The following is a 24,650-nucleotide window of genomic DNA, read 5'->3' on the forward strand; positions in this document are numbered from 1 at the left end:
TGGGGTCGCGCACGCCGCCGATCCTGCCACAGCGGACCGTCATCGGACCGTGACGATCTCCGCCGTAGGATGCGGGGGACAGGTGCGGCAGGCGGCTTGATCGGGAGCAGTAGACCATCGTGAGCAGCGAGAACTCTTCGGCGGACGACGTGCGGCAGGTGTGGGACGTCGTCGTGGTGGGCGCGGGACCCGCGGGGGCCTCGGCCGCCTACGCGGCGGCGGTCGCGGGGCGGCGCGTCCTGTTGCTGGAGAAGGCGGAGCTGCCCCGCTACAAGACGTGCGGCGGCGGCATCATCGGTCCTTCCCGTGACGCGCTCCCGCCCGGCTTCGAACTCCCCTTCCGCGACCGCGTGCACGCGGTGACCTTCTCGAACAACGGGCGCTTCACCCGCACCCGCCGCTCCCGGCACATGCTGTTCGGGCTGATCAACCGGCCCGAGTTCGACCAGCAGCTCGTCGAGCACGCCCAGAAGGCGGGCGCCGAACTGCGGACGGGCGCCACCGTCGCGCGCGTGGAGCAGCACGGCTCGGCGGTCCCGGACCGGCGCACGGTCGCGGTCGTCCTCCAGGGCGGCGAGACCGTCCTGGCGCGTGCGGTGGTCGGCGCGGACGGCAGCGCCAGCCGCATAGGAGCCCATGTCGGCGTGAAGCTCGACCAGGTGGACCTCGGCCTGGAGGCGGAGATCCCGGTGCCCGACACCGTCGCCGAGGACTGGAAGGGGCGCGTCCTCATCGACTGGGGCCCGATGCCCGGCAGTTACGGCTGGGTGTTCCCCAAGGGCGACACCCTGACGGTCGGGGTGATCTCCGCGCGCGGCGAGGGTGCCGCCACCAAGCGGTATCTGGAGGACTTCATCGGCCGGCTGGGCCTCGCCGGTTTCGAACCGAGCATCTCCTCCGGCCATCTGACCCGCTGCCGTGCCGACGACTCCCCGCTCTCCCGGGGCCGGGTGCTGGTCTGCGGTGACGCGGCGGGTCTGCTGGAGCCGTGGACCCGCGAGGGCATCTCCTTCGCCCTGCGCTCGGGCCGGCTGGCCGGCGAATGGGCGGTCCGCGTCTCCGAGGCGCACGACGCGGTGGACACCCGCCGCCAGGCGCTGAACTACGCGTTCGCCGTGAAGGCGGGCCTCGGTGTGGAGATGGCCGTCGGCAAGCGGATGCTGGCGATCTTCGAGCGCCGCCCCGGCCTCTTCCACGCGGCGCTCACCGGCGTCCGCCCGGCCTGGCGGGCGTTCGCGGACATCACGCGCGGGCGCACCACCCTGGGCGAGCTGGTCCGCGCGCATCCGATGGCCCAGCGCGCGCTGAACGCGATGGACCGGCGGGAGGCGACGCCGTCGGCCGACGCGGAGGCCCCGGAGGCGGCAGCTACCGACGGCGAGAAGGACGACGTCTGAGCGGTTCGTCGGCGAGGCACCCGGCTCAGCCCTCGACCGTGATCCGGAACACCGGATGGTCGGGGGCCGCCGCCACGATCTCCTCGTCCGTGGACTTGGCCGTGACGCCCTGGAAGTACTGGTTGACCTCCCAGCCCCATTTCTCCAGGTAGGTCCGCAGGATCGGGAGCTTCTCCGCGTCGGGCAGCTCCACCGCGGTGAAGGTGCGCACCTTGCGCCCGACCCGCAGCTCCCCGCCGCCCGCGGCCCGCATGTTGCGCACCCACTGCGAGTGCCCGCGGGCCGAGACCAGGTACTGCCCGCCCTCGTAGGTGTGCGGGTTGACCGGAATGCGCTGCATCCGGCCGCTCTTGCGGCCCTTGACGGACATCTCCGCCGAGCCCGCGAGGCTCAGCCCGTGCCGGGCGAGCCAGCCGATCACGCTGTTCAGCCGGACGTTGAGCGAGCTGTCCTTGAGGTAGTAAGGCGACGACGACATGGCGACCCCCGGTCGATTTCGGAGAGCGGTGCTCTCGGTTCTCTTCGAGTCTGCCCCAGACCCGTACGCCATTGCAAGAGCAGTGCTCTCTTTTCGGTTCATCGCTCTCGAACATGTGCACCGCTCTCGTTTCCGTGGAAGACTGCCCCCCATGAGCCGCACCGCCCAGGGGGCCCGCGCCCGCGCCAGGATCGAAGTCACGGCCGCCATCAAGGAGGAGGCCCGCCGGCAGCTCGCCGACGAGGGCGCCGCCAAACTGTCGCTGCGCGCCGTCGCCCGCGAACTGGGCATGGTCTCCTCCGCGCTCTACCGCTACTTCCCGAGCCGCGACGACCTGCTCACCGCGCTGATCATCGACGCCTACGACTCCCTCGGCGAGCGCGCGGAGACCGCCCACGCGGCCGTCGTCACCGAAGGGGCCGGGCCGGTCGAGCGCTGGGTGGCCGTCTGCGAGGCGGTCCGCGGCTGGGCGCTGGCCCATCCGCACGAGTACGCGCTCATCTACGGCTCGCCCGTGCCGGGCTACCACGCCCCCGAGACGACCATCCCCGCCGCGGCCCGCGTCGGCCTCCTCCTCATCGGGATCATCCGGGACGCGCACCAGGGCCCCGGCCTCGCCGAACTGCCGCTGCCGGCCGAACTGCGCGTCGAGGCCGAGCGGATCGCCGCCGACCTGGCCCCGGACCTGCCGCCCGCCGCGGCCGCCGCCCTGGTCGCCGCCTGGGCCGAGCTGTACGGACTGGTCGGCTTCGAGCTGTTCGGCCAGTTCCACCGGGTGGTCGAGGACCGCGAGCCCTTCTTCCGCCACGCCGCGACCCGGCTCGCCCTCGGCGTCGGCCTACGGCCGCCCCGGGACAATCCTCACTAGGCCCCGGTACGTACGACAGCGGGAGTACGGCCGGTCACCCCGTCCGGCGGACGTCCGGCCCTGCCGGTGGCGTCTAGCGTGGCGAGCATGGACGAACAGCAGGAGCGCCGGGGCGGCGGCCGCCCCCGACGGTGGCCGCGCCCCTGGGCGGACGACTGGGCGGACGACGGGCCCCGCACCGCGCCCTGGCCCTGGCGCTCCACCCTGCTGCTGACCGTCCTCGTGCTGGCCGGCTCCACCTTCGCGGCCCACGCCCAGGAGGGCGAGCGGGCCGCGCTCGACCCCTTCGCGCGCGTGCTGCTCCTCGTCGCCTGCGCCCTGCTGCTGTGGCGCCGCCGCCACCCGGTGGCCGTCGTGTTCGGCACGGCGGTCACGGCCGCGGTCTACCTGGGCGCCGGATACCCGTACGGGCCGGTGTTCCTCACGGTGGCCGTGGCCTGCTTCGCCGCCGTCGTCGCCGGGCACCGCCGTGCCGCGTGGACGGCCCTCGGCATTCTCTGCGCCGTCCATCTGCTCGTCGCGCACTGGCTGTACCGGTGGCTGCCGCCGGCCGGGGACGCGCCCGCCTCCTTCGCGCAGGAGATCGTCGTCACCGGCTGGGTGGTGGCGATCGTGGCGGTCGCGGAGCTGGCCCGCGCCCGGCGCGAACAGTGGGCCAGGGACCGCGCCGAGCGCGCGCAGGCGGCCCGTCGGCGCGCCGACGAGGAACGGCTGCGGATCGCCAGGGAACTGCACGACGTCCTCGCGCACAGCCTCTCCGTCATCAACGTGCAGGCCGGTGTCGGCCTCGCCCTGCTGGACTCCGACCCGGACCAGGCCCGCACCGCCCTCACCGCCATCAAGTCCGCCAGCAAGGAGGCGCTCGGCGAGGTCCGCCAAGTGCTCGACAACCTCCGCGCGCCCGGCGCCGCGCCCCGCGCCCCCGCACCCGGCCTGGACCGGCTGCCCGAACTGGTGGAACAGGCGGCGCGGGCCGGGCTGACCGTCGAGGTGCGGGGAGAGCCGCCCCGGCTGTCGCCCGGCACCGACCTCGCCGCGTTCCGGATCGTCCAGGAGGCCCTGACCAATGTCGTCCGCCACTCCGGTTCCCGGCACGCGCGCGTGCACCTGGAGAGGTCCGGCGCGGCGGTACGGCTGCGTATCGACGACGACGGTCCGGCGACCGGCGTGGACGCGGGCGGCAGCGGCAACGGGCTGGCCGGGATGCGGGAGCGGGCCGCCGCCCTGGGTGGCACGATCGAGGCGGGGCCGCGCCCCGACGGCGGCTTCCGGGTGCTCGCCGAACTCCCGGCGGAGCAGAGGGAGGACCGGTGATCCGCGTACTGCTGGCCGACGACCAGTCGCTCGTCCGGGCGGGCTTCCGGGCGCTGCTCGACGCGCAGTCCGACATCGAGGTGGCCGGGGAGGCGGCCGACGGCGACGAGGCGGTGCGGCTGGTGCGCGCCCTGCGGCCGGACGTCGTCCTGATGGACATCCGGATGCCCGTGCTCGACGGGCTCGCCGCCACCCGCCGGATCACCGACGACGAGACGCTCACCGATGTGCGGGTGGTCATGCTCACCACCTTCGAACTCGACGAGTACGTCTTCGAGGCGATCCGCTCCGGCGCCTCGGGCTTCCTGGTGAAGGACACCGAACCCGACGAACTCCTGCGCGCCGTCAGGGCGGTGGTGGCCGGGGACGCGCTGCTGTCGCCCGGGGTGACGCGCCGGCTCATCGCGGAGTTCGCCGCCCGCTCCAAAGAGCCCGCAGCGGCAGCCGAGTTGGACCGGCTGACCGAACGGGAGCGGGAGGTGATGGCGCTGGTCGGCATCGGACTGTCCAACGAGGAGATCGCCCGCCGGCTGGTCGTCAGCCCGCTCACCGCCAAGACCCACGTCAGCCGCACCATGGTGAAGCTGGGCGCCCGCGACCGGGCCCAACTGGTCGTCCTCGCCTACGAGTCGGGGCTCGTCCGGCCGGGCTGGCTGGGCTGAGGAGGGCCCTGCCGGAAGGCGACGAGCACGGCGACCGCCCGGACCACGAACACCACCGGCGCGAGCACGAGTCCCGCCCGCACGAGGAACGTCTCGACCAGATGGGGGAGTTCGAGAAGCAGCGCCGGTCCCGCCAGCGCCCCGAAGGTCAGCGCCCCCACGAACGCCGCGCTGCACAAGGCGTACCCGATCTCCACGGTGACCGCGTCCCGCTCGGCCTGCGTACGCCGTGCCCGGTAGCCGCCCCCGTCCCCGTCCCCGAACCCGTCCATGCGTCGAGTCTCACAGCCGTACGGCCGATGCGGCAACCGCCCCTGCCCCGGGGCCGGTTCAGCCTGTGTCCGTGAGGAGCGCGTGGCGGGTGTCGAGGGCCGCGGCGAGGAGACGTTCGTCGAGGCGTGTCTCGCCGTCGCGGGTGGAGTCGTTGACGGGGATGCGGGTGCGCCGGTCGATGAGCGCCGTCACGGCCGGCAGCGCGGGCCGGGCGGCACGGCCCATCCGGGCGAGACCCGCCAGGTAGTACGTGCCGATCGCGTAGTCCGCCAAGTGCGGTGTCATGAGCGCCAGAAGCCGGGACAGCGCGGCCGGACCGGCGTGCCGCAGCCACAACGGGGCGCACTCCGCCTGCGCCCGGCCCGGCCGGTGGAAGGTGAGGTTGTAGAGCTGGGCCGCCTGCCGGAAGGACAGCGGACCGGAGTCCAGCAGGGCACCGAAGATCTCGCCGGCCCGCCGCAGCCGCACGATCCCCACCGGCCTGGCGGAGAGCAACAGCGCGGCGGACGCGGCCGTAAGCGGAGCCGGCGCGGTCACGGCGGCCGGTGGTGGCACGGACGGCACCCGCGTGAGCAGGCTCCGATGCGTGCGCCGCGCGGCCCCGGAGAGCAGGGCGGTCGCGACGGCCTTGTCGAGACCCGGGGTGATCTCGGTCTCCTGGCTCTGGTGCCGGACGAGCAGCGGCAGCAGTGCTACCGGCGCGGCCCGCCAGATGTGGCATGCCTCGCCAGCGAGTTCGGCGCCCACGCCCCGGGTGCCGGGGTCCGCGAGAAGCCGGCCGGCGATGTCGTACGCGTGCTGTTCGCGCGCCAGTTGGTGGAGGGCCCGGCCCCAGAGGCGTCCGGCGCCCTCCAGATGGAGTGCCGCCTCCTCGGCGTCCGTCATGAGCGCCGCGTCCAGAGCACGCCACCGTGCGGGTGGGGCCGTGCGCAGGAGGTGCAGCCGGGCGAGGAAGCGGACCGACGCGAGGCGGTCGTCCCCGAGGCGGGCGACGGCGGGCCCGAGCGAGGCGGCCAGGAGGGTGCGTACGACGGGATCGGGGACTGCGGCGAGGGCGGCGCGAACCCGGTCGGGTCGGCCGTACTGCCCGACGAGCCGCGCGGCCCGGTGCCGTACCCCCGCGTCCGGGTCGTCGAGCCGGGTCAGGGCGGTGTCGACCGCCCGCGCCCCCGCCAGGCCGTGCAGGAGGTCCAGGGCCGCGCGGCGGACGTGCGGGGCGTCGGCGTGGGCGAGTTGGAGCAGCCTGGTGGCCACGGGACCGGCGGGGTCGGCGCGTACGGCGGTGAAGAGGGCGCTGCGGGACGGGTGGCCGGGTGTCGTGGCGGAGCCGTCGGCCACGGCCTCGTCCGGCCAGGTCATCGGGTGGGGCGCGGGACGCCCTTCCGCACGGGGGAATCGATCACGCCGGCGATCATCCCACAGGGCGTGGAGGCGGGGGAGGGCCGAGACGGGCCGGGGCCGTCCGCGCGCGGTGTGCGCGACGGGCGGCACCCGGCCCGATCAGCCAGTGGCAGGAGGCAGGTGGCAGGTGGCGAGCCTCAGTCGCGGACCCCCACCCGCTCCGCCTCCGCCGCCGAACCGGCTTCCGCCGCCGTGGACTTGGCCACGACGACCGAGTTCCGTCCGCGTCGGGTGCGCAGCCCGGTGAGGGTGACCAGGAAGCCCGCCGCGGCGACGGCCGTCACCACCGCGAGGCCCGGACGGTAGCTGTCGAGGACGGCCTGCGGGGTGGGGTCGTCCGGGGCGCCCGCGGTCACCACGGCCGTCACCACGGCGAGGAAGATCGCCCCGCCGACCTGCACGGAGGTGTTGAGCAGCCCCGAGACCATGCCCTGCTCGTGGTCGGGAACGCCGTTGGTGGCCTGGATGTTGAGCGACGGGAAGACCAGCGCGCAGGCCGCGCCGATCAGCAACATGCTGGGCAGGATCACCGCCGCGTAGACCGGGTCGAGGTCGACGCGGAGGAACAGCGCGTATCCGACGACCATCAGGGCGAAGCCCGCCGCTATCAGCCGGGGTGTGCCGAACCGGTCCACGATCGCGCCCACCTTGGTCGAGGAGACGGCCACCAGCGCGCCGGCGGGCAGGAAGGCGAGGGCCGTGTGCAGCGCCGACCAGCCCAGCAGCGACTGCATGTAGAGCGTCGCGAGGAACTGGAAGCCGACGTACGAACCGAAGAAGGCCATCGCGCCGAGCTGGGCGCGGACCTGGCTGCCGGAGCGCAGCACACCGAGCCGGATCAGCGGTCCGGGGGAGCGGCGTTCGACCATGACGAAGGCGGTCAGCAGGACGGCGACGGCGAGGAACGACAGCAGCGTACGGGCGGAGGCCCAGCCGGCTTCCGGGGCCTGGACGACGCTGAAGACCAGCAGCAGCATCGACGCGGTGCCGAGGACGGCGCCGGGGACGTCGTAGCCGTTGTGGTCGCGTTCGCGCTCACTGCGCGGCAGCAGCCTGAGGCCGGCCAGCAGGGCGAGCAGCGCGATCGGCGCCGGGAGCAGCATGGTCAGCCGCCAACTGGCCTCGGTCAGCAGGCCGGAGAGGACCAGGCCCATCGAGAAACCGGTCGCGGCGCAGGTGGTGTAGATGGAGAGGGCGCGGTTGCGCAGCGGGCCCTCCGGGAACGTCGTCGTGATGATGGACAGGCCGGCCGGTGCGGTGAAGGCCGCGCTCAGGCCCTTGATGAAACGGCTGGCGATCAGCAGCGGACCGGAGTCCACGAGCCCGCCGAGCAGCGAGGCCAGCGCGAAGACGCCGAGGGCGACCAGGAAGACCTGGCGGCGGCCCAGCAGGTCGGCCGCGCGGCCGCCGAGGAGCAACAGGCCGCCGTAGCCCAGGATGTAGCCGCTGACGATCCATTGCAGGGTCGAGGTGGACAGACCGAGGTCGGAGCCGATCGACGGCAGGGCGACGCCGACCATCGACACGTCCAGCGCGTCCAGGAACATCGCGGCACAGAGCACCAGCAGGGTGCCCCACAGCCGGGAGGTCCAGCGCACCGCCGAGGCGGGCGACGCGGAGTTGGGGAGCGGAGAGGTCATGCCCGAGAGATTACATGCGCATGCATCGAATGCAAGCGCATTTAATTCCAGTGCAATAAAATGAATTCTCTGCTACGGTGCGGGCCATGACGGCGAAGAAGTCCGGGGCCGGGCAGCCCGTTGAGGCCGATCAGGAGCTCGTGGAGCAGTGGCGGGACATGCTCGCGCTGCATGCGCGCACCCACTGCGAACTCGACCGGGCTCTGGGCCGGCACGGCCTGTGCGCCAGTGACTTCGAGGTCCTCGACGTGCTCGCGGAGAGCGGTGTGCCCGGCGCCGTGTGCAGCTATCGCGTCCAGGAGATCGCCGAGCGGGTCCACCTCAGCCAGAGCGCGCTGTCCCGGCTGATCGCCCGGCTGGAGAAGGACGGTCTCGTGGAGCGCGGGATGTGCGCCGAGGACCGCAGGGGCGTCCGGGTGGCGCTCACCGGGAAGGGGCGCGCGCTGCACGGCGACGTCCTGCCCGTGCAGCGCGCGGTGCTGACGCGCATGCTCGCCGGTCCGGGGGTCGGCACCGGCTGACGAAGGGACGGACGGCGGCCGTGTCGGCCGGCCCGCCGGTCGGCCCCCGCGACCTGCGCCGTCACCCATACGTCCGGTGCCGTCAGCCCACTCGTCTTGTGCCGAGGCCGATGAGCGCTGCCAGACCCGCCAGGACGGCCACGCTGGTCAGGGCGGCGGACAGGGAGAACCACTCGGCCATGAAACCGATCGCCGGCGGCCCGAGCAGCATGCCGCTGTAGCCCAGGGTGGACGCGACGGCCACGCCGCTGGGCCCGGCCAGGGTGCCCGCGCGTTCGACGGCCACCGGGAAGAGGTTGGCCAGCCCTAGCCCGGTGATCAGATACCCCAGCAGCGCCGCCCACAGCGCGGGGGCGAGGGAGCCGAGCAGCATCCCGGACGCCGCGACCGAGCCGCCGATCACCACCGTACGGGTGTGGCCGAACCGTTCCAGCAGCGTCGTGCCGGTGAGGCGGCCGACGGTCATGGCGAGCGCGAAACACGAGTAACCGATCGCCGCGGCACCGGCCGAGGAGCCCAGGTCCTGCTGGAGATGGAGCGCGCCCCAGTCGGCGAGGGCGCCCTCGCCGTACGCCGTGCAGAGGGCGATCAGGCCGAAGACGACGACCAGCCGGCGGGTGTGGGGGGTCGGTGATGCCGGGGCTCGGGTGTCCTGGAGTCCCGGGGCGTCGTCCTCCGGGGGCCGGGGCGGCGCCTGTCGCAGCAGGGTGGGACCCGCCAGGGCCGTCACCAGCAGGGCGATGACGCCGAGGCCGAGCAGATGGCGCGTGGGGGACAGGGAACCCGCGACCAGCCCGCCCAGTCCGGCGCCGATCATGCCGCCCAGGCTGAACGCCGCGTGGAAGGTCGGCATGATCGGCCTGCGCAGCGCGCGGACCAGGTCGACGGCGGCGCTGTTGAACGCCACGTTGATGCCGCCGTAGGCGCTGCCGAAGACGAACAGTGCGGCGCCGAGCGCGGGCACGGAGTGGGTCAGCGGGGGCAGGGTGACGCTCAGCGCGAGCAGGACCGCGCACACGACGGTGACCGGATGGCTGCCGTAGCGGCGGCAGAGGCGGCCGGTCAGCGTCATCGTGACGACCGCGCCCGCGGACACACCGAGGAGTGCGAGGCCCAGGTCGCCGGCCGAGGCGCCGGTCTGCTCCTTGATCGCGGGGATGCGGACCACCCAGCCGGCGAAGACGAAGCCGTCCAGGGCGAAGAAGGCGGTCAGGGCGATACGGAGGCGGGTGAGGTCGGTGCGGGGACCCGGCACGGCGTTGTGCGATCGGGTTTTGTTTATTTGCGGCACAAACTCAGGCTAGGTCGGAGGACGGGCGAGGACAAGACGGGGGAGTGTGATCGGTCGGTCACGCGACCGTCATCCGGCTGGTCGCACGGGCCGCGCGCGGCCGGTCGCACAGGTCGTCGCGCGGGTGGTCGCACGGGCCTTCGCACGGACGGTCGAAGATCCGTGCGACGCGGGCCGTGCGGCTCGAACAGGCTTCAGGGCTGCCTGACTTGGTGTTTTAGAGTGGGCCGACCAGTCCTGGAGACACCAGAACCCGTGAGGTGCACGCGAACCATGCCGACTGAAACGTTTGAGTTCCAGGTAGAGGCCCGTCAACTCCTCCAGTTGATGATCCACTCGGTCTACTCGAACAAGGACGTCTTCCTGCGCGAACTCGTCTCCAACGCGTCCGACGCGCTGGACAAGCTGCGCCTGGCCGCGCTGAAGGACGACCTTCCCGGCGCAGACGTCTCCGACCTGCACATCGAGATCGAGACCGACGACGAGGCCCGTACGCTCACCGTGCGGGACAACGGCATCGGGATGTCGTACGACGAGGTGGGCCGGCTGATCGGCACCATCGCCAACTCCGGCACCGCCCAGTTCGCCAAGGAACTGCGCGAGGCGCAGGACGAGGGCGGGGCCGAGGGGCTCATCGGCCAGTTCGGCGTCGGCTTCTACTCCGGCTTCATGGTCGCCGACGAGATGACCCTGGTGACCCGGCACGCCGGGGAGGGCCACGGCACCCGCTGGTCGTCGCGCGGGGAGGGCACGTACACGCTGGAGACGGTGGAGGACGCGCCGCAGGGCACCTCCGTCACCCTGCACCTCAAGCCGGCGGACTCCGACGACCAGCTCCACGACTACACCTCCGCCTGGACGATCAAGGACATCGTCAAGCGGTACTCGGACTTCATCACCTGGCCGATCCGGCTGCTGCCCAAGAAGACGGCGGACGGGACCGAAGGGGCCGACGAGGCCGATGAGGCCGAGCCCGAGACGCTGAACTCGATGAAGGCACTGTGGGCCCGCTCGCGCGACGAGGTGTCCGACGACGAGTACCACGAGCTGTACAAGCACATCAGCCACGACTGGCGCGAGCCGCTGGAGACCATCCGGCTCCAGGCCGAGGGCACCTTCGAGTACCAGGCGCTGCTGTTCGTGCCCTCGCACGCCCCGCACGACCTCTACACCCAGGGCTACAAGCGCGGTGTGCAGCTCTATGTGAAGCGCGTCTTCATCATGGACGACTGCGAGGCGCTGCTCCCGCCCTATCTGCGGTTCGTCAAGGGTGTGGTCGACGCGGCGGACCTCTCGCTGAACGTCTCCCGCGAGATCCTCCAGCAGGACCGCCACATCCGGATGATGCAGCGCCGGCTCACCAAGAAGATCCTGTCCACGGTCAAGGACACGATGACCTCGGCACCGGACCGGTACGCCACGTTCTGGAGGGAGTTCGGCTCCGTCCTGAAGGAGGGGCTGCTCTCCGACACGGACAACCGGGACGCCCTCCTCGCCGTCGCGTCGTTCGCCAGTACGCACGCCGACGACGAACCCACCACCCTGGCCGGCTATGTGGAGCGGATGAAGGACGGCCAGGAGGACATCTACTACCTGACCGGCGAGACCCGCGAGAGCATCGAGAACTCCCCGCACATGGAGGCGTTCCGCGCCAAGGGCATCGAGGTCCTGCTGCTCACCGACCCCGTCGACGAGGTGTGGGTCGACGTGGTCGGCGCGTTCGACGGCAAGCGGCTGCGTTCCGTCGCCAAGGGCGAGGTCGACCTCGGCACCGAGGACGACACGCAGGCCGACGAGGAGCGCGAGAAGCAGGGCGAGGAGTACGCGGACCTGCTCGGCTGGATGAAGGAGCAACTCGGCGCGGACGTCAAGGAGGTGCGCCTCTCCTCCCGTCTCACCGTCTCCCCGGCGTGCATCGTCTCGGACGCCAATGACCTCACGCCGGCGCTGGAGAACATGTACCGCGCGATGGGGCAGGACGTGCCCGCCGCCCAGCGGATCCTGGAGCTGAACCCCGGGCATCTCCTGGTCAAGGGCCTGAACCAGGCGTACCGGGAGCGCGAGGACCGGACCGGACTCGCCGAGACCGCCGAGCTGCTGCACGGTCTGGCGGTACTCGCCGAGGGCGGCCGGCCCAAGGAGCCCGGACGGTTCGTGAAGCTGGTCGCCGACCATCTGGAGCGCTCGCTCTGACACCGTGACGGGGACCGACGAGGACTGACGGGGACCGGGCAGGGGCGCCTCCTCCTGCCCGGGATCTTCACCTGCCGCACACCGCATGTGCTGATTGGTTGAGTTCTTCAACTAGCCCTACGATGCTGCGCAGTTGTGCCGATCCGTATCCGCCATCACGGAGGCCCCACCATGCCCCATGCCCCAGCGCGGACCGTTCCGCCCGTCGCCGCGCCGGCCTTCGCAGGGATCACGCTGACCTTCGCCGGGCTCGTGGTCTCGCTCACCCAGACCCTGGTCGTCCCCACCGTCCCCGAACTGCCGGACCTGCTGGGCACGTCCACCTCCGGCGGCGCCTGGGCGGTCACCGTCACCCTGATCGCCGCCGCCGTCGCCACCCCGCTCATGGGACGGCTGGGCGACCTGTACGGCAGGCGCCGCACGCTGCTCGCCGCCCTCACCCTGCTGATCGCCGGATCGGTCACCGCCGCGCTCGGCGACACCCTCACCCCGCTGCTCGTCGGACGGGCCCTCCAGGGCCTCGCGCTCGGCGTCATCCCGCTCGGCATCGGCATCCTGCGCGACCAACGTCCCGCCGAACGCCGTGACGTGGCGTTCGCGCTGATGAGCGCCTCCCTCGGGGCGGGCGGCGCGCTCGGGCTGGCCGTCGGCTCCCTCGGCGCGGACCGCATCGACCCGCACGCCCTGTTCTGGACGTCCGCCGCGCTCGGTGCCGTCGCCGCGGTGCTCGTCCTGGTGGCCGTACCGGAGTCGGCCGGGCGCACCGGGGGCCGCTTCGACCTCGCAGGGGCGCTGGGTCTGACGACCGGCTCGGGCTGCCTGCTGCTGGGCATCTCCCAGGGTGCCGAACGGGGTTGGACCGATCCCGTCCCGCTCGGGCTGCTCGCCGTCGCGCTGGTCGTCCTGCCGCTGTGGGGACTTCTCGAACTCCGGGTCCGGGAACCCCTGGTGGACCTGCGCGTCGGTGCCCGTGGGCCGGTTCTGCTGACCAGCCTCGCTTCCGTGGCCGGCGGGTTCTCTCTGTTCACGATCGTGTCGGTCGGCCGGTCCCCTGCGACGGTCGGGCCGGCGATGGGTCTGGTCGTGCTGGCGGCGGCCGCGTCGTCCGTCCCGCTGTCCAAGGCGAAGGGGCCCAAGGCGACGCTGATGGCCGGTGCGGTGATCGTGGCCGCCGGACACGGGCTCGGGGCGGGGGGCGTCGCGATGGACGCCGTGTGGGACGTGGTGCTGGTCTCCTGTGTCGTCGGCGCCGGCATCGGCCTCGCCTACGGTGCGATACCCGCGCTGATCACGGGTTCCGTGGCTCCTGCCCGGACGTCCGCCGCGCACGGCCTCGACATCTCCCTCCGGCTCGCCGGTGGGGTGGCGGCGACCGCGGTCGCCGGGGTGGTCCTGGACCGGACGGCGCTCATGGGGGCGGCAGCCGGTGCGGCGCTGCTCGCGTTCGTCCTCGCGGCGTTCCTCCCGGGACGGCGCACCGCCGCCGCTGCCCCTTCCGCCGCCCCCGTGAGGGAGCCGGACATCGGGGCCGCCGTCGCCGTACCCCTCGCCCGCGCCGTGGCCGAACTCATCGCGACCGTACCGGCGTTGGCCACCGGCGGACCGGCCGACGGGTGCCTCGTGCGCGGACGCGTCCTGGCCGCGGAGCAGGTGCCGGTGGGCGGCGCCGCCGTCACGCTGCTCTCGCCCGGCGGTCGCCAAGTGGCCCGGACGAACACCGGGGACGACGGCGCCTATGCCGTGCCGGTGCCGGGGGAGGGCGCCTATGTGCTCATCGCCTCCGCCGACGGCTGCCGGCCGCAGGCCACCACCGTCGTCGTCGGTGCCGAACCGGTGACGTACGACGTGCTCCTGAGCGGCACCACCGGGCTGGCCGGTGTGGTGCGGTCCTCGAACGGCGGGCCGGTCGACGGAGCGGTGGTCGTCGTCACCGATGCCCGTGGGGACGTACAGGTCACCGTGCGCACCGACGGCGCGGGGGAGTTCTCCGTCGCCGAGCTGGTGCCCGGGCCGGTGACGCTCGTCGTGAACTCGCCCAAGCACCGGCCGCTGGCCCTGCCCGTCGAGATCGGCGCGACCGGGATCACCCGCGTCGACGTCGAACTGCGTCCGGGTGTCCAGGTGCGGGGCGCGGTCCGAGGGGCGGGCGTTCCGCTGGGCGGCGCACGCGTCACGCTCACGGACGCCGTCGGCAACGTTGTCGCCACCGCCACGACCGGGCCCGACGGGACGTACGCCTTCGCGGACCTCGACGAGGGGCGGTACACGATCGTCGCCACCGGCTACCCGCCCCGCGCGACGGTGCTCGACCTCGGCGGCCGGGTCCAAGGCGCGGGCGGGGCCATGGACGTCCATGACATCGACCTCGCCCACGACACCGAGTAGCAGCCCGTGCAGCACGCATGCTTGAAGTTGTTCGAAAGATGCCTCTATCGTGCATCAACGAGCACCTCCGGAAGGTGACTCCCGAGGGGGACGGGCATGACGTACGTCGAGGACGAACTGACCGGCCAGCCCGAGTGCTGGACCCGCGCCGCCGCCGAAGCAGGCCGGTACGGCGCGGAGTTGCCGGCGGCGGGGGAGCGGGTCGCGGTCGTCGGCTGCGGCACCTCCTACTTCATGGCCCAGGCGTTCGCCGCCCTGCGCGAGGGCGCGGGCCACGGCGAGACCGACGCCTTCCCGGCCTCCGCCTTCCCCCATGGGCGCGCCTACGACCGGGTCGTCGCCCTCACCCGCTCGGGCACCACCACCGAGGTGCTCGATCTGCTCGCCCGGTTGCGCGGTCGCACCCCGACGACCGCGCTCACCGCCGATCCGGACACCCCGGTCATGGCGGTCGCCGACCACGTGGTGGTGCTCGCCTACGCCGACGAACGCTCCGTCGTGCAGACCCGGTTCGCCACCACCGCGCTCACCCTGCTCCGCGCCCACCTCGGGCTGCACACCTACTCCGTGGTCACCGACGCCCGCACCGCGCTCGCCGAGCCGCTGCCCCAAGGGCTCCTGGACAGCACGCAGTTCACCTTCCTCGGACACGGCTGGACGGTCGGTCTCGCCAACGAGGCCGCGCTGAAGATGCGCGAAGCCGCCCTGGCCTGGACCGAGTCGTACCCCGCCATGGAGTACCGGCACGGTCCCGTCAGCATCAGCACCACCGGCACCGCCACCTGGATGTTCGGCCGCGCGCCCGAAGGTCTGGCCGAACAGGTGCGGGCCACCGGCGCGTTGTGGGTCCCGGCCGCGCTGGACCCGCTCGCCGAACTGGTCCGCGCCCAGCGGCTGGCCGTGTCGCTCGCCGCCGTCCGCGGTCTCGACCCGGACCGGCCCCGCCATCTCACCCGCTCGGTGATCCTCTGACCCGGTCCACCAGGAGCTGCCGTGCCTCTCGTCACCACCGGCGAACTGGTCACCCGGGCCCGCGCGGCCCGGACCGCCGTCGCCGCCTTCAACATCATCACGCTGGAGCACGTAGAGGCCGTCGTCACCGGCGCCGAGGCCGCCCGCGTGCCCGTCGTCCTCCAAGTCAGCGAGAACGCCGTCAAGTTCCGCGGCGGACGGCTGCTGCCGCTGGCCCGCGCCGCGGCCGCCGCCGCCGAACACGCGGCCGTACCGGTCGCGTTGCACCTCGACCACGTCCAGGACGACGCGCTGCTCCACCAGGCCGCCGACGCCGGGTTCAGCTCCGTGATGTACGACGCCTCCCGGCTGCCGTACGACCGGAACCTCGCCGCGACCCGCGCCGCCGTCGACCGGGCGCACGCCCAAGGACTGTGGATCGAGGCCGAGTTGGGGGAGATCGGCGGCAAGGGCGCCCACGCGCCCGGCGCCCGCACCGACCCCGCCGAGGCATGTGCGTTCGTCGCGGGCTCGGGCGTGGACGCGCTGGCCGTGGCCGTCGGGAGCGTCCACGCCATGACCACCCGAACGGCCGCCCTCGATCACGCCCTGCTGGGACGCCTCGCCGCAGCCCTCGACCTACCGCTCGTCCTGCACGGCTCCTCGGGCGTCCCGGACGACGAGCTGACCGCCGCCGTCACCGGCGGCATCACCAAGGTCAACATCGGCACCGCCCTCAACCAGGCCATGACCGGCGCGATCCGGGACCATCTCGCCGCCCACCCCGAGGCCGTCGACTCCCGCACCTATCTGAGCGCGGCCCGCGAGGCGATGGCGCGGACCGTGGAACGCCTCGCCCGACTGCTCAGCCCTTCCTGACGGCCCGCAGCACCACGAACTTCGGGTCCCCGGCGACCACTTCGCAGTTCCCGAACAGCCGCTTCAGCTTCACGTGGTAGCCGAGATGCCGGTTCCCCACGACCCACAGTTCGCCGCCCGGCCGCAGCACCCGCCGCGCGCCCGTGAACATCCGCCATGCCGTCGCGTCGGTCGTCGCCTGGTGGGAGTGGAACGGCGGGTTGTTGAGCACGAGGTCCGCACTGTCGTCCGGCACCCCCTCCAGACCGTCCCCGACCCTGAACTCGGCATGCCCGGGTGCCTCGTTGACCCGGTAGGTCGCCTCCGCCGAGGCCACCGCCTGGAACGACTCGTCGGTGAAGAGCACCTCGGCCTCCGGGTCGGCCAGCGCCACCGCCGTACCGACGATCCCGTTGCCGCAGCCCAGATCGACCACCCGCCGGGCACCGGGCGCCGGCAGATGCCGGAGGAAGAACCGGGTGCCGATGTCGAGCCGGTCCGCGCAGAACACCCCGGCGTTGTTCACCACCGGGCGGCCGGCGAGCCCGCCGAGATCGGCCGGCAGGTCGTAGACGTACGGCCACGGGGTCTGCGGGCGGGGCAGCGACGGATCGGGCGTGCAGAAGATCAGCCGGGCCTTCTGCTCGGCGAGCGAGGTCCGGGTCGGGCCCAGGATCCGCTCGAACAGCCGCAGCGTCGAGGTGTGGATCTCCTTCACCATGCCGGTGCCGACCACGACCGTCCCCGTGTGCACGGCGGGCGCCAGCCGCAGCAACTGGTCCTCCAGCAGGGCGAGACTCTTCGGCACCCGCACCAGCAGCACGTCGATCCGCTCGGGCACCGGGTCCTGGGTGGTGAGCAGCCGGACGGCACCGGGCTCCACGCCGGCCCGCGCCAGGTTCGCCCGGGTCGCCTCCTGCCCCAGCCAGGAGTCGGTGATCTGCGTCAGCGAGAAGCCGTCGTTCCGCGCGGGGTGGTGCGCCGCGAGTGCCGTCACCAGCGCCCCCCACCGGTCCCCGAGCACCACGACCGCGCCGGACGGCGGCACGTCCCGCTCCGCGAGGTGCCGGAGCAGATAGGCGTCGGAGGCGTCCCAGGCGCGCAGCCGGTCGCGCGGATCCACGGGATGGCGGGTCAGCGCGACCTCGCCCCATGGCGTGGTCATACGGTCGTGGCTCCGCGGCGTCGTCATGCGGTCGTCGCCCCGAGGCGTCGTCATACGGTCGTTCATCGTGGGGCAAGGCTAGCCGAGCCGCAGCTCAGCCCCCGTGGGGCGGGACCGGCGCGGGGACGGCAAGCGCCTTCCCCGGCGTCGGCCGGGGAGCGGATCATGGGAGACTCGCCCTCATGAGCGGTAAGGCGGACCCCCGGCCGGCGGGGGAAGGGACCACCTCGAGGGCACGGTTGGACCGGGGGCGCGGCGCGCTCGGACCCGCGCTGGAGCTGGTGCACACCGGACGGGCGCCCACCCGCGCGGTGCTCACCGCCGAACTCGGCGTCACCCGCGCGACGGCCGGCGCGGTCGCCGCCGAACTGGAGGCGCTCGGTCTGATCCGGGTCGACGCCCGGCCCGGTGCCGCCGCCGGCTCCCAGGGCCGCCCCTCGCACCGGCTGGAGGTCGCCGAGGACGGCCCGGTCGCCCTGGCCGCCCAGGTGCACTCCGACGGGTTCCGGGCCGCGCTGGTCGGCCTCGGCGGGCGGATCGTCGCCACGACCCCGAGCTGCGAGGCCGTCGACGCCGACCCGGCGAAGGTGCTCGGCGCCGCCGTCGAGGCCGGGGCCGAACTGCTGCGGCGGACCGGGCGCCGGTGCGTGGGCGCCGGACTCGCCGTTCCGTCCGCCGTCGCCGAACCCGAGGGCCTCGCCCTCAACCCCCTCCACCTGGCCTGGCCGGTGGGCGCGCCGGTGCGGGAGATCTTCGCCGCGTGCGTCCGGGACGCCGGGATCACCGGACCCGCCTTCGCGGGCAACGACGTCAACCTCGCCGCCCTCGCCGAACACCGGCACGGCGCCGGACGCGGCGCCCGCGACCTGCTGTGCGTGGCCACCGGACACCGGGGCGTCGGCGGCGCGCTCGTCCTCGACGGCCGTCTGCACACCGGCAGTTCGGGCCTCGCCCTGGAGGTCGGCCACCTTACCGTCAACCCCGAGGGCCGCCCCTGCCACTGCGGCAGCCGGGGCTGCCTCGACGTCGAGGCCGACCCGCTCGCCCTCCTCACCACCGCCGGACGCGACCCCGGCCCCGAGGGCTCCCTGCTCCAGCAGGCCAACGACCTGATCCGCGACGAGTACGGCGACCCCGTCGTCCGCACGGCCGCCGAGGCCCTCATCGACCGGCTCGGACTCGGTCTGGCGGGGCTGGTCAACATCCTCAACCCCGACCGGATCATCCTCGGCGGCCTGCACCGCACCCTCCTGGACGCCGACCCCGACCGGCTGCGCGCCGTCGTCGCCGACCGCAGCCTGTGGGGCCGGAGCGGAGGCGTCCCCATCCTCGCCTGCTCCCTCGACCACAACAGCCTCGCCGGGGCGGCCGAGTTGGCCTGGCAGCCGGTGCTCGACGACCCGCTGGCGGCGCTCGCCGAGGTCTGAACGGCGGCCGCAGTAGGTTGGCGTCATGACCGACACGATCACCGTGAGCGTCCTGGGCACCGGCATCATGGGCGCCGCCATGGCCCGCAACCTCGCCCGCGCCGGACACACCGTCCGCGCCTGGAACCGCACCCGCGCCAAGGCCGAACCGCTGGCCGCCGAGGGCATCGCGGTCGCCGCCACGCCCGCCGACGCGGTGCGCGACGCGGACGTGGTCCTGACCATGCTGTACGACGGCCCCGCCGCCCTCGATGTCCTGCGCGAGGCCGCACCGGCCCTGCGCCCGGGTGCCGTCTGGGCGCAGTCCACGACCGCCGGGATCGAGGCGGTCGCCGAGCTGGCCGACTTCGCCGCGGAGCACGGACTGGTGTTCTTCGACGCGCCGGTGCTGGGCACGCGCCGGCCCGCCGAGGACGGCCTGCTGACGGTCCTGGCGGCCGGCCCGCCCGCGCACCGGGACGCGGTGGCGCCCGTCTTCGACGCGGTCGGCGCCCGCACGGTGTGGACCGGTGAGGACGGCCGCGAGGGCAGCGCGACCCGGCTGAAGCTGGTGGCCAACAGTTGGGTCCTCGCGGCCACCGCCGCGGCCGGCGAGGTGCTCGCGCTGGCCCAGGCCCTGGGCGTCGACCCGGAGGCGTTCTTCGGCCTGATCGCCGGCGGCCCGCTGGACATGGGCTACCTGCGCGCCAAGACCGGCCTGGTGCTCGACGAACGCCTGACGCCCGCCCAGTTCGCCGTCACGACCGCCGCCAAGGACGCCCGGCTGATCGTAGAGGCGGGCCGCACCCACGGCGTCCGCCTCGACGTCGCATCCGCAACCGCCGCCCGCTTCGAACGAGCGGCCACCCAGGGCCACGGCGACGAGGACATGGCAGCCGCGTACTTCGCGAGCTTCGACGCTCCCGCCTGAGACGCGACGCTCGGCTACTCCCGGGGAGGGGACCCGCACGACCGCCGACCGTGGGCTGACCGGGCCCCGAGGCGGGCCCGCGACGACGGCGTCCGCCTCGGCGCGGTGGCTGGGGCACGCGGCCGTCCGGAGTGGGTGGCCGCCCCAGGACCCGCTACTCCCGGGAGGTACCCGCCGACCGCGGTCCGACCGGGGCCTCCTCCGCGAGAGTCCGTCGAGGCGGGCCGGGACCACGGCGGCCGTCCGGACGCGGCGGTTGGTGTCGTCGGCTGCCCGCAGCGGGCGGCCGCTCCAGGACCCCGCTACTCCCCGGGAGGTACCCGCACTGCCGCCGGTCGTACGACGACCCGGACCCCCTCCGCGCGAGACCGTCGAGGAAGCAAGGACGACCTCACGACCTCACCGAGGAGTTGACCGAGATGAACACCCTGGCGAACTGGGGCGACGGCGGTCCCGGACCGTGGATCCTGTTCCTCCCGCTGATCTGGGCGGCCGTCGTCGTCGGCGTCGTCACGCTGCTGCGCCGCACGGTGTGGCGCGGCCGGCGCGGCCCGTGGCGGGCGGCGGACCCGCGGCCCACCGGTGACTCGCCCCTCGCCGTCCTCGGCCGGCGCTTCGCGTCCGGCGAGATCGACGAGGACGAGTACTGGCGCCGGCTGTCCGTCCTGGAGGAGCAGTTCGGCCGGACGGCCGGGGGGAGCGGTACGGCGTGACGACCGCGCGCCCTGCCACCGTCCCGCCCGGTCACCGTCCCGCCCGCTCAGCCCACAGGGGCCGAGTGGGCGGGCGCGGGGGCGTGCACGTCCACGGAGACGACCTCCGGGAACCGGGCCGCGACCTGCTCCAGGGGCGTACGGCGCGGCGGACGCGCCACCCGCTCCGGCGGGGAGATCGCGGCGGGCAGCGTGAACCAGACGACCTTGCCGGACTCGCCGTCCGGCCGCGCGCCCCAGCTCTCGCTCACCGCGGCCACCATCGCGAGCCCGCGCCCGCAGGTGGCCAGCGCCTCCTCGTCCACGGCTCCCACCACGGGAAGCCGCGGATCGTGGTCCCGCACGGAGACCGTGAGCCGGTCGAGGAGCAGTTCCATCTCCACCACGCACAGCTTGTCGGGCTGGGCGTGCCGGTGGACGTTGGTCAACAGCTCCGTGACCCCGAGCGCCGCCCGGTCTATCAACGGATCCAGATGCCAGTAGCGCAACTGCGCCGATACGATTCTGCGGACCTGGCCGATCCGCGACGGCAGGGCATGGAGCTCCACCGCGCAGTGCCTGCTTGGGTTGCTGATCACGGCTGCGACTCCCCGACTGAGGTCCGGAAGAACACGGAGTTCGGATCGGAACGAGCAGAGCTGCTGCGCAACGCGGCCGCCTGCTGTCATGGCCGGCGGGCTGGTTCGCAGCGTTATCGCCGGTAAACCCAGAGTGACGTGAGAACAGCGTGACGCAGGGGATCCCGCGGCGCAACTCGCGCCGCGTCGGCGAGGGCCTCACGCCGCCTCACCGACGGCCCGCGGCCCTCCGCACGGCCTCGATGAAACGGCTCGCCGCAGGGGGTCCGGGCTCGCCCGGAGCCGGGTCGTGGTCACCCAGCGTGAGCAGATACCGGTTGCCGTTGAGGTCCGCGAGCGCCCGGTCCTCCGGGGCGAACCAGGGCCGGGAGGCGCGGACCGCCTGCACCGGCGCGCTGTCGATCTCACTGCCGTAGCTGGTCAGCAGCTCCACCCTGCCGTCGTTGATCCGCACCTGCCCGGCCCGGGTGAGCGAGCGCAGCCGCTTCCCGATCCGCACGCCCGTCGCCGTGAACTCCGGCTCCGCCATGCCTGTCCGCCCCCTTTCGCGCGATGGTGCGCCCTTCCGGGGCGGCACCGCGTAGGCCCCCCGCGCAGGCCCTTTCGCCCGGTCCGGGAGTTTCGCCCCGCGCGGTGCAGTCTGCCCCCGCCGGGCGTCGAGCACCAGTACACATGACGGCCGACCCCGTCCCGGGGGAGCACGCGTGTGAATGCGCCCCCCCACGCACCGCCCCCGCGCCCGGCCCGCACCCTCCACGCGTCCCCGGCCCCGGTCGGCCGGGCACCTCGCTCCCCAGCCTCCCCAGCCTCCCTTTGAGGCCCCCAAATATGTGTTTATGCAGGTGAGAAGCGGTGCCGAAGGTGCCTATGATCGATGGGCCGACCGCGCGACACCCCGTGCGCGCGCTGTGCGAAGGAGCCCCGCCGTGACCACCCCCCGCACCACCCGGACCGGTGCCACCCTCGACGTCGACCACAGCGACGCCGACTACCGCGACTGGCTGAAAGAGGCCGTCCGCAGGGTGCAGGCCGACGCCAACCGCTCGGCCGACACCCACCTGCTGCGCTTCCCCCTCCCGGACGCGTGGGGCATCGACCTGTACCTCAAGGACGAGTCGACCCACCCGACCGGCAGCCTCAAGCACCGCCTGGCCCGCTCCCTCTTCCTCTACGGCCTCTGCAACGGCTGGATCCGCCCCGACCGCCCGGTGATCGAGGCGTCCAGCGGCTCGACGGCCGTCTCCGAGGCGTACTTCGCCAAGCTGATCGGCGTGCCCTTCATCGCCGTCATGCCGCGCACCACGAGCCCCGAGAAGATCCGGCTGATCGAATTCCACGGCGGGCGCTGCCACTTCGTCGACGACTCCCGCACGATGTACGAGGAGTCCGCCCGGCTCGCCGCGGACACCGGCGGTCACTACATGGACCAGTTCACCTATGCCGAGCGGGCCACGGACTGGCGCGGCAACAACAACATCGCGGAGTCCATCTTCCGTCAGTTGGAGCGGGAGCGGTTCCCGGAGCCCGCGTGGATCGTCGCCACGGCCGGCACCGGCGGCACCTCGGCGACTCTCGCCCGCTACGTCCACTACACCCAGCGCGACACCCGCATCTGTGTCGCCGACCCCGAGAACTCCTGCTTCTTCGAGGGCTGGACCACCGGCGACCCGGACGTCACCTGCGACTGCGGTTCCCGGATCGAGGGCATCGGACGGCCCCGGATGGAGCCCAGCTTCGTGCCGGGCGCCGTCGACCGGATGATGAAGGTCCCCGACGCGGCCAGCGTCGCCGCCGTCCGCGCGCTGGAAGGGGCCATCGGCCGCAAGGCGGGCGGCTCGACCGGCACCGGCCTGTGGAGCGCCCTCAAGATCGTCGCCGAGATGGTCGCCGACGGCCGCCGGGGCAGCGTCGTCACCCTGCTCTGCGACCCCGGGGACCGTTACCTGGACAAGTACTACTCCGACGCCTGGCTGGCCGAACAGGGCCTGGACATCGGCCCGTACAGCGAGGCCATCGACTCCCTGCTGGCGACGGGCGTCTGGCCCGAATAGCCGCGACCCTCACGGCACGGTGGTGATGCGACCCTCACGGCACGGTGGTGATGCGACCCTCACGGCACGGTGGTGACGCGACCGTCACGGCACAGCGGTCAGCCGCCGGTCCAGCTTCGCCACCGCGCCCCGGAAGGAGCGCCCGAGGCCCGGCCCGGCCAGCCGCAGCCCCGCGCGGAACACCGCCGGGCCGTCCGCCGCGAACGTCCACCGCACCCGGGTCCCCGCACCGGCCGGTGTGAGCCGCCACTCCTCCACCAGGGCCCGGATCGCGGGCGCGTTGGTGACGTCCACCCGGTAGGCGTACAGCTCGTTCTCCTCGGCGGCGAGCACCGTCTCCTGGAAGCGGGTACCGCCCCGCAGCCGTACGTCCCTGCCCGTCCCGCCGTCCAGCGGCTGCGCGGAGGTCACCGCGGGGAACCACTCGGCCCAGCCGGGGACGTCGTGCGCCAGCGCCCGGAACACCCGCTCCGGGGAGGCGGACACCTCACGGGTGAACACCAGCCGTACGGGAGCGGTACCGGCGAAGTCGAGCCCTTCGGGACGCAGTCGGCGAGTCATGCGCACAACCTCCTCGTGCCCAGGTGGGGGAGAACGGGTGCGCCACCCTAACCGCCGGTCCGTCAGATGTCTGCACCCTCATCGGGCTCGCCCGCCACCACCAGCCGGCGCAGATGCTCGGCGATCTCCGCGCGCGCCGCGCCCGGCAGCCCGGCGTCCGTCACCAGTGTGTCGACCTGCTCCAGCTCGGCGAACGAACTCAGGCCCACCACACCCCACTTGGTGTGGTCGGCGACCACCACGACCCGGCGCGCCGACCGCACGAGACGGCGATTGGTCTCCGCCTCCGCCAGGTTGGGCGTCGACAGACCCGCCTCGGCGGATATCCCGTGCACGCCGAGGAACAGCAGATCGAAGTGGAGCGCCTTGATCGCCTGGTCGGCGACCGGCCCCACCAGCGAGTCGGACGGCGTGCGCACCCCGCCGGTCAGCACCACCGTGGCCGCGCCCTGCCGGGGGCCCGAGGTGCGCTGCGCGACATGGAAGACGTCCGCCACCCGCACCGAGTTGGTGACCACCGTCAGATCCGGCACGTCCACCAGCCGGTGCGCCAGCGCGAACGTCGTCGTACCGCCGGACAGGGCGATCGCGCTGCCCGGCGCGACCAGTTCGGCGGCGGCCCGCGCGATGTCCTCCTTGGCGGTCAGCTCCAGACCGGACTTCGCCTCGAACCCCGGCTCGTGGGTGCTGGCCTCCACGACCGGCACCGCGCCGCCGTGCACCTTCTCCAGCACACCCTGACGGGCCAGCGCGTCGAGATCGCGGCGCACCGTCATGTCCGACACGCCCAGCTTGCGGGTCAGCTCGTTGACACGGACGCCGCCCCGGCGCCGCACCTCGTCCAGGATCAGGGCGCGGCGCTGCTCCGCGAGGAGGTTCTGATTCTCGCTCACGTACGCTCCGGTCCTTTCCTCACACGTCCGACGGGCCCGCCCGGCCGCGGCGGCGACGGTGTTCTGCCTGGCCACGGTGCGCGGGCGTCCCATCCTCGCACGAGCGCGTCCGGCGCGTTC

The 24,650-nt window shown here is 73.4% G+C and carries 23 protein-coding genes; 13 read left to right on the top strand and 10 right to left on the bottom strand.

Annotated features, from left to right (window positions below; translation table 11 throughout):
• Window positions 1-119 precede the first annotated feature (119 nt).
• On the top strand, window positions 120-1,397 hold the full coding sequence (locus G6W55_RS06735) for a geranylgeranyl reductase family protein (RefSeq protein ID WP_175519860.1): 1,278 nt from the start codon (window positions 120-122) through the stop codon (window positions 1,395-1,397).
• Window positions 1,398-1,422: 25 nt separating this feature from the next.
• Here the strand turns inward: G6W55_RS06735 and G6W55_RS06740 are convergent, their stop codons facing one another.
• Window positions 1,423-1,875, bottom strand: a complete 453-nt coding sequence (locus tag G6W55_RS06740) for a nitroreductase family deazaflavin-dependent oxidoreductase (protein WP_175519861.1) — start codon at window positions 1,873-1,875, stop codon at window positions 1,423-1,425.
• Window positions 1,876-2,026: 151 nt separating this feature from the next.
• Here G6W55_RS06740 and G6W55_RS06745 point away from each other — a divergent pair, with 151 nt between their 5' ends.
• The 3 genes from G6W55_RS06745 to G6W55_RS06755 all read left to right on the top strand — a co-directional run bounded on the left by G6W55_RS06745 (window position 2,027) and on the right by G6W55_RS06755 (window position 4,719).
• Window positions 2,027-2,743 carry a TetR/AcrR family transcriptional regulator gene (locus G6W55_RS06745; RefSeq protein WP_175519862.1) on the top strand — a complete coding sequence of 239 codons (717 nt, stop codon included), beginning with the start codon at window positions 2,027-2,029 and terminating at the stop codon, window positions 2,741-2,743.
• 87 nt (window positions 2,744-2,830) lie between these two features.
• Window positions 2,831-4,057: a sensor histidine kinase gene (locus G6W55_RS06750; protein ID WP_175519863.1), complete on the top strand. Its 1,227-nt coding sequence runs from the start codon at window positions 2,831-2,833 to the stop codon at window positions 4,055-4,057.
• Window positions 4,054-4,719, top strand: coding sequence for a response regulator transcription factor (locus G6W55_RS06755; RefSeq protein ID WP_175519864.1), 666 nt, complete (start codon window positions 4,054-4,056; stop codon window positions 4,717-4,719). Before G6W55_RS06750 ends, G6W55_RS06755 begins: the two co-directional genes overlap by 4 nt.
• Here the strand turns inward: G6W55_RS06755 and G6W55_RS06760 are convergent.
• The 3 genes from G6W55_RS06760 to G6W55_RS06770 all read right to left on the bottom strand — a co-directional run bounded on the left by G6W55_RS06760 (window position 4,680) and on the right by G6W55_RS06770 (window position 8,033).
• On the bottom strand, window positions 4,680-4,991 hold the full coding sequence (locus G6W55_RS06760; protein WP_175519865.1) for a DUF6332 family protein: 312 nt from the start codon (window positions 4,989-4,991) through the stop codon (window positions 4,680-4,682). The genes G6W55_RS06755 and G6W55_RS06760 overlap by 40 nt on opposite strands.
• A gap of 58 nt (window positions 4,992-5,049) precedes the next feature.
• Window positions 5,050-6,351 carry a HEAT repeat domain-containing protein gene (locus G6W55_RS06765; protein WP_175519866.1) on the bottom strand — a complete coding sequence of 434 codons (1,302 nt, stop codon included), beginning with the start codon at window positions 6,349-6,351 and terminating at the stop codon, window positions 5,050-5,052.
• Window positions 6,352-6,530: 179 nt separating this feature from the next.
• Window positions 6,531-8,033: an MFS transporter gene (locus G6W55_RS06770; RefSeq protein WP_175519867.1), complete on the bottom strand. Its 1,503-nt coding sequence runs from the start codon at window positions 8,031-8,033 to the stop codon at window positions 6,531-6,533.
• 86 nt (window positions 8,034-8,119) lie between these two features.
• On the opposite strand from G6W55_RS06770, the gene G6W55_RS06775 reads away from it, so the two are divergent.
• Entirely contained in the window at window positions 8,120-8,554 is a 435-nt protein-coding gene (locus G6W55_RS06775) for a MarR family winged helix-turn-helix transcriptional regulator (RefSeq protein ID WP_175519868.1), read from the top strand.
• Between the two features lie 82 nt (window positions 8,555-8,636).
• On the opposite strand, the gene G6W55_RS06780 is transcribed toward G6W55_RS06775, so the two are convergent.
• Window positions 8,637-9,809 carry an MFS transporter gene (locus tag G6W55_RS06780; protein WP_175519869.1) on the bottom strand — a complete coding sequence of 391 codons (1,173 nt, stop codon included), beginning with the start codon at window positions 9,807-9,809 and terminating at the stop codon, window positions 8,637-8,639.
• A gap of 309 nt (window positions 9,810-10,118) precedes the next feature.
• Between G6W55_RS06780 and htpG the strand changes: the two genes are divergently transcribed.
• The 4 genes from htpG (at window position 10,119) to G6W55_RS06800 (ending at window position 16,253) form a co-directional block, all read left to right on the top strand.
• On the top strand, window positions 10,119-12,038 hold the full coding sequence (gene htpG, locus G6W55_RS06785) for a molecular chaperone HtpG (RefSeq protein WP_175519870.1): 1,920 nt from the start codon (window positions 10,119-10,121) through the stop codon (window positions 12,036-12,038).
• Between the two features lie 171 nt (window positions 12,039-12,209).
• Window positions 12,210-14,423, top strand: coding sequence for an MFS transporter (locus G6W55_RS06790; protein ID WP_175519871.1), 2,214 nt, complete (start codon window positions 12,210-12,212; stop codon window positions 14,421-14,423).
• A 96-nt stretch (window positions 14,424-14,519) separates the two neighbouring features.
• Window positions 14,520-15,395, top strand: a complete 876-nt coding sequence (locus tag G6W55_RS06795) for an SIS domain-containing protein (RefSeq protein ID WP_175519872.1) — start codon at window positions 14,520-14,522, stop codon at window positions 15,393-15,395.
• A gap of 21 nt (window positions 15,396-15,416) precedes the next feature.
• Window positions 15,417-16,253 (top strand): ketose-bisphosphate aldolase, encoded by an 837-nt coding sequence (locus G6W55_RS06800; protein ID WP_175519873.1) that lies wholly within the window; start codon window positions 15,417-15,419, stop codon window positions 16,251-16,253.
• Here the strand turns inward: G6W55_RS06800 and G6W55_RS06805 are convergent.
• Window positions 16,240-17,397 carry a methyltransferase gene (locus G6W55_RS06805; protein WP_175519874.1) on the bottom strand — a complete coding sequence of 386 codons (1,158 nt, stop codon included), beginning with the start codon at window positions 17,395-17,397 and terminating at the stop codon, window positions 16,240-16,242. The two genes, G6W55_RS06800 and G6W55_RS06805, sit on opposite strands and share 14 nt — an antisense overlap.
• Window positions 17,398-17,579: 182 nt before the next feature.
• On the opposite strand from G6W55_RS06805, the gene G6W55_RS06810 reads away from it, so the two are divergent.
• The 3 genes from G6W55_RS06810 (at window position 17,580) to G6W55_RS06820 (ending at window position 20,447) form a co-directional block, all read left to right on the top strand.
• Entirely contained in the window at window positions 17,580-18,824 is a 1,245-nt protein-coding gene (locus tag G6W55_RS06810) for an ROK family protein (protein WP_175519875.1), read from the top strand.
• Between the two features lie 25 nt (window positions 18,825-18,849).
• On the top strand, window positions 18,850-19,734 hold the full coding sequence (locus G6W55_RS06815) for an NAD(P)-dependent oxidoreductase (protein WP_175519876.1): 885 nt from the start codon (window positions 18,850-18,852) through the stop codon (window positions 19,732-19,734).
• Window positions 19,735-20,153: 419 nt separating this feature from the next.
• Entirely contained in the window at window positions 20,154-20,447 is a 294-nt protein-coding gene (locus tag G6W55_RS06820; RefSeq protein WP_175519877.1) for an SHOCT domain-containing protein, read from the top strand.
• A gap of 47 nt (window positions 20,448-20,494) precedes the next feature.
• Here the strand turns inward: G6W55_RS06820 and G6W55_RS06825 are convergent, their stop codons facing one another.
• Window positions 20,495-21,025 (bottom strand): ATP-binding protein, encoded by a 531-nt coding sequence (locus G6W55_RS06825; protein ID WP_175519878.1) that lies wholly within the window; start codon window positions 21,023-21,025, stop codon window positions 20,495-20,497.
• A 208-nt stretch (window positions 21,026-21,233) separates the two neighbouring features.
• On the bottom strand, window positions 21,234-21,554 hold the full coding sequence (locus tag G6W55_RS06830) for a hypothetical protein (protein ID WP_030787065.1): 321 nt from the start codon (window positions 21,552-21,554) through the stop codon (window positions 21,234-21,236).
• A 397-nt stretch (window positions 21,555-21,951) separates the two neighbouring features.
• Between G6W55_RS06830 and G6W55_RS06835 the strand changes: the two genes are divergently transcribed.
• The gene (locus G6W55_RS06835; RefSeq protein ID WP_030787067.1) at window positions 21,952-23,076 is read left to right on the top strand and encodes a PLP-dependent cysteine synthase family protein; all 1,125 of its coding nucleotides are present in this window, start codon (window positions 21,952-21,954) and stop codon (window positions 23,074-23,076) included.
• Window positions 23,077-23,160: 84 nt separating this feature from the next.
• On the opposite strand, the gene G6W55_RS06840 is transcribed toward G6W55_RS06835, so the two are convergent.
• Both G6W55_RS06840 and G6W55_RS06845 read right to left on the bottom strand, forming a co-directional pair.
• Window positions 23,161-23,637, bottom strand: a complete 477-nt coding sequence (locus G6W55_RS06840) for an SRPBCC family protein (protein ID WP_175519879.1) — start codon at window positions 23,635-23,637, stop codon at window positions 23,161-23,163.
• Window positions 23,638-23,699: 62 nt separating this feature from the next.
• Window positions 23,700-24,530 carry a DeoR/GlpR family DNA-binding transcription regulator gene (locus tag G6W55_RS06845; protein ID WP_030787073.1) on the bottom strand — a complete coding sequence of 277 codons (831 nt, stop codon included), beginning with the start codon at window positions 24,528-24,530 and terminating at the stop codon, window positions 23,700-23,702.
• Between the last annotated feature and the right edge of the window lie 120 nt (window positions 24,531-24,650).

The sequence above is a fragment of the Streptomyces sp. CAI-85 genome (assembly GCF_013363615.1).
In the GTDB taxonomy this organism is placed as follows: Bacteria; Actinomycetota; Actinomycetes; order Streptomycetales; family Streptomycetaceae; genus Streptomyces; species Streptomyces antibioticus_B.

Excerpts from the sequence above, each read along its gene's own strand:
- G6W55_RS06740 (WP_175519861.1), bottom strand. The coding sequence starts at position 1,875 with ATGTCGTCGTCGCCTTACTACCTCAAGGACAGCTCGCTCAACGTCCGG.
- G6W55_RS06745 (WP_175519862.1), top strand. The coding sequence starts at position 2,027 with ATGAGCCGCACCGCCCAGGGGGCCCGCGCCCGCGCCAGGATCGAAGTC.
- G6W55_RS06750 (WP_175519863.1), top strand. The coding sequence starts at position 2,831 with ATGGACGAACAGCAGGAGCGCCGGGGCGGCGGCCGCCCCCGACGGTGG.
- G6W55_RS06760 (WP_175519865.1), bottom strand. The coding sequence starts at position 4,991 with ATGGACGGGTTCGGGGACGGGGACGGGGGCGGCTACCGGGCACGGCGT.
- G6W55_RS06765 (WP_175519866.1), bottom strand. The coding sequence starts at position 6,351 with ATGACCTGGCCGGACGAGGCCGTGGCCGACGGCTCCGCCACGACACCC.
- G6W55_RS06770 (WP_175519867.1), bottom strand. The coding sequence starts at position 8,033 with ATGACCTCTCCGCTCCCCAACTCCGCGTCGCCCGCCTCGGCGGTGCGC.
- G6W55_RS06775 (WP_175519868.1), top strand. The coding sequence starts at position 8,120 with ATGACGGCGAAGAAGTCCGGGGCCGGGCAGCCCGTTGAGGCCGATCAG.
- htpG (WP_175519870.1), top strand. The coding sequence starts at position 10,119 with ATGCCGACTGAAACGTTTGAGTTCCAGGTAGAGGCCCGTCAACTCCTC.
- G6W55_RS06790 (WP_175519871.1), top strand. The coding sequence starts at position 12,210 with ATGCCCCATGCCCCAGCGCGGACCGTTCCGCCCGTCGCCGCGCCGGCC.
- G6W55_RS06795 (WP_175519872.1), top strand. The coding sequence starts at position 14,520 with ATGACGTACGTCGAGGACGAACTGACCGGCCAGCCCGAGTGCTGGACC.
- G6W55_RS06805 (WP_175519874.1), bottom strand. The coding sequence starts at position 17,397 with ATGACCACGCCATGGGGCGAGGTCGCGCTGACCCGCCATCCCGTGGAT.
- G6W55_RS06810 (WP_175519875.1), top strand. The coding sequence starts at position 17,580 with ATGAGCGGTAAGGCGGACCCCCGGCCGGCGGGGGAAGGGACCACCTCG.
- G6W55_RS06815 (WP_175519876.1), top strand. The coding sequence starts at position 18,850 with ATGACCGACACGATCACCGTGAGCGTCCTGGGCACCGGCATCATGGGC.
- G6W55_RS06820 (WP_175519877.1), top strand. The coding sequence starts at position 20,154 with ATGAACACCCTGGCGAACTGGGGCGACGGCGGTCCCGGACCGTGGATC.
- G6W55_RS06830 (WP_030787065.1), bottom strand. The coding sequence starts at position 21,554 with ATGGCGGAGCCGGAGTTCACGGCGACGGGCGTGCGGATCGGGAAGCGG.
- G6W55_RS06840 (WP_175519879.1), bottom strand. The coding sequence starts at position 23,637 with ATGACTCGCCGACTGCGTCCCGAAGGGCTCGACTTCGCCGGTACCGCT.